At 67.7% G+C, this 3,102-nt stretch carries 5 protein-coding genes; 4 read left to right on the top strand and 1 reads right to left on the bottom strand.

Going from position 1 to position 3,102, the window contains the following annotated elements; genetic code table 11:
* The 4 genes from H8R17_RS48425 to H8R17_RS44815 form a co-directional block, all read left to right on the top strand.
* Window positions 1–194: transposase family protein (locus H8R17_RS48425; RefSeq protein WP_262506045.1), on the top strand; the 194-nt coding region annotated here is incomplete at its 5' end.
* 66 nt (window positions 195–260) lie between these two features.
* Entirely contained in the window at window positions 261–791 is a 531-nt protein-coding gene (locus H8R17_RS44825) for a hypothetical protein (RefSeq protein ID WP_187828898.1), read from the top strand.
* Between the two features lie 115 nt (window positions 792–906).
* Entirely contained in the window at window positions 907–1,845 is a 939-nt protein-coding gene (locus H8R17_RS44820; RefSeq protein WP_316959749.1) for a peptidase, read from the top strand.
* 203 nt (window positions 1,846–2,048) lie between these two features.
* Window positions 2,049–2,546: a hypothetical protein gene (locus tag H8R17_RS44815; protein WP_187828897.1), complete on the top strand. Its 498-nt coding sequence runs from the start codon at window positions 2,049–2,051 to the stop codon at window positions 2,544–2,546.
* Window positions 2,547–2,581: 35 nt separating this feature from the next.
* Here H8R17_RS44815 and H8R17_RS44810 read toward each other — a convergent pair.
* The coding region (locus tag H8R17_RS44810; protein ID WP_187828896.1) for a VCBS repeat-containing protein at window positions 2,582–3,102 on the bottom strand (521 nt) is incomplete at its 5' end.

Raw genomic sequence — 3,102 nt, 5'->3', positions numbered from 1 at the left:
GCGAGCTGACCGAGGCCCAGCAGACCTACAACAAGGTCATCCGCGGCATCCATGGTGTCTGCGAGCGCGCCAACTCCCTGCTCAAGACCACCTTCAAGGCCCTGCGCCGGGTCAGCCTCGACCCCAGCCGTATCACGAAGATCGCCGCCGCAGCCCTCGTCCTGCTCCAACTCGAGGACGACCGCACCATCTGAACGATCACACAACGCCATGATCCGTTACTGGCAAAGACTCAGTGATCATGTGCGTGAGGAGCAGGGATGCGTGTTCGGAATACTGTGATTGTCTGTGCCGGGGCGATGGGCGCGGTGGTGGCGACCTCGGTGCCGACGTCGGCTGTCGACACGGTGACCACGTCTACTGTGACGGCGACGACGGGGCTGACCATCTCTGCGCCGGCCAATGCCACTCTCTCCTCTGCTGCCCCCGGCGGCCAGGCCACCGGCGCGCTGGGCAATGTCACGGTGAACGACCAGCGGTCCCAGCTCAATACCACCTGGACGGCCACGGTATCGCTGGCGGCCCCCGGCTTCACGACGGGCGCCGGTACTGCGGCCGAGACAATCCCGGGCAGTAACGTCACCTACGATCCGGGGGCGGCGATCAATCCGGTCAACCCTCCGTTCACACCCGGGACTGCGGGAACCCTGGCCGCGCCCCGTACGGCGTTCTCCCGGGCCAGCGGCAACGGCGCCAACTCCGTGAGCTGGAATCCCACGCTGACCGTCAGCGTTCCCGCGTCAAGTGTCTCCGGTGATTATCAAGGCACCGTGACTCACTCCGTGGCCTGAGGCGTCCAGCATCGTGCACAGAAGACCTGCATCCTTGCGTCAGCTGGCGGCTGCGGCTGCGGCTGCGGCTGCGACCGTACTGGCCAACGCCTTCCTCTGCCCGCCCGCGTTGGCTGTGTCCGCATCGTCCGAAGACGCGCAGGAGCTGGGGTATATCGGATTCCGGCTTCTTGAGGCCCCTGTCGTGCGGCGGGATGATCCGCGTGCGCTGAAGTACATCGTCGATCACCTGAAGCCGGGGACGACCATTGAGCGCCGGTTCGAGGTGGCCAACAAGTCCGGCACCAAGCGTGAGGTGAAGCTGTACGCGGCCGCGGCGAAGATCGCCAAGAACCGGTTCGTTTTCGCCGACGGCAGGAGGCCGAACGAACTGTCCAGGTGGACCAGCATCCGACCGGGTGCACTGGTGCTCGATCCGTGGGAGAAGGCCGAAGGGAAGGTCACCATCAAAGTGCCGCAGGACGCGGCGCCGGGAGAGCGGTATGCGGTGGTGTGGGCGCAGAACGAAACCCCACCGGACGCCCAGCACAACATCGGCTCCATCATGCGGGTGGGCACACGGGTGTATCTGGACGTCAGCGACAGCGGGGAATACGCCGACTTCCGCATCACCAAGCTGGTTGCCCGCCGTGACAAGGACGGCGCACCGAGTGTGCTCGCCCACGTGCACAACACGGGCAAGCGGGCACTGGACCTGCAGGGCAAGCTTCGCCTTTTGGATGGTCCCGGCGGGCTGGACGCGCCGGGGCGTAACGTCACGCAGGGCACCACGCTGCCTCCCGGCGGCCGGGGCACGGTCAGTGTGGACGGCCTGGACAGGCGACTGCCCGCGGGCCCATGGACCGCGCGACTGCATCTGGAGAGCGGAACGGTCAAGCAGAGCCTGTCGGCACGGTTGACCTTCCCGGCCCCCGGCGGCACCAGCCTCGCGGCCATCATCACGTCGTCGCACGGCGGGATCTGGTCCGCCGCGGCAGGTGTGCTGGCCGCCTGCGCTGCTGCCCTGACGCTGGTGAGGTATCGCCGACGCCGGGCCGCCCCGAGCCGGCCCTGAAACGCCGTTGGGCGGTTGAACGGGTGCACGCACACGATCCAGCCGCCGCAAGCGCGCCAGCATCTGTTCTGTCGGCCAAGGACATGGGAGGCCTCTCGGCTTCCGTGACGCAGAAAGGAATCCGGGTAGGGGCGCGATGCCTGTCATGGCCCCGACTCCCTGTACGGATCGGGACGGCAGTGATGCTGCTGGGGAGCTGTCTGGTGCTGCCCTCGACAGAGGGCCAACGCGCGCAGGCCGCAACGGGCCGCATGCTCTTCTTGATCCCCCGGGCGCGGATGGCCGCTTCCATCACCGCCCCGGGCACGGCCAGTCTCGGGTCGGTGGAAACCGGGCAGACGGCCACGGTCCAGCTCGGCCAGGTGCGGGTGAACAGCTCCGGCGTCCGTACCTGGACAGCGACGGTGGCGGCGAGCGACTTCACCACCGGAGCCGGCACGGCCCCCGAGACGATTGCGCGAGGCAGAATGTCGTACTGGTCGGGCCCGGTGGTGTCGAAGACGGGCCCCGGTAGCTGGACTCCCGGTCAGCCCACCGCGAACAACGCGCAGCCCCTGGACACCGCGCGCACAGCGTTCAGCTACAGCTCAACTGTGATGACCAGCAGTTCCGTGGTGTGGCAGCCAACTCTGAGGGTGTCGGTGCCTGTCACCGCGGTGACAGGCACCTATACCGGGACGATCATCCATTCGGTTGCCTGAGGGCCCGCCATCCAGCCTGGCAGACCGTCCGGACCCTACGGGCTCGTGGTGTTCAGCAGGACGGACACGGTCGCCGGGCTGTAGTTGGCGGTGGTCACATCCGGTCGGCTGTCCTCGTTGAAGTCGCCCACCGCGACGGAGAACGGCGTGCTGTCGACGCCGAAGTCCGCCTTGGTGGCGAAAGTGCCGTCACCATTGCCGGGCAATACGGACACGGAAGCCGCCGCCGAGTTCACCGTCACCAGATCGACCGCTGAGTCACCGTCGAGATCCGCCGCCTCGAGCGAGATGGGCGTGACGTCCGTCGCGTAGTCGACCTTGGTGTCGAAGGTGCCATCCCCGTTGCCCAACAGCACCGACACCGTGGCGTCGTCCAGATTGGCGACCGCGATGTCGACGTTGGCGTCCTCGTCGAAGTCCGCGAGCACGACCCGGCTCGGTTGGGCGCCCGTGCCGTAGTCGACCTTGGCGTCGAACACCTGGTGCCGGCGCTCGTCGAACACGGGCGCACCGGCCAGGTCCGCGCCGCAGCCACGGCAGGCGGCGGGTTCGTGGC

The organism is Streptomyces sp. TRM68367, from assembly GCF_014495685.1.
Lineage (GTDB): Bacteria > Actinomycetota > Actinomycetes > Streptomycetales > Streptomycetaceae > Streptomyces.
This window is presented reverse-complemented; position numbering and strand designations above follow the sequence as displayed.

Bases quoted from the DNA above. Each gene is read 5' to 3' on its own strand.
- H8R17_RS44825 (WP_187828898.1), top strand. From the start codon at position 261: ATGCGTGTTCGGAATACTGTGATTGTCTGTGCCGGGGCGATGGGCGCG.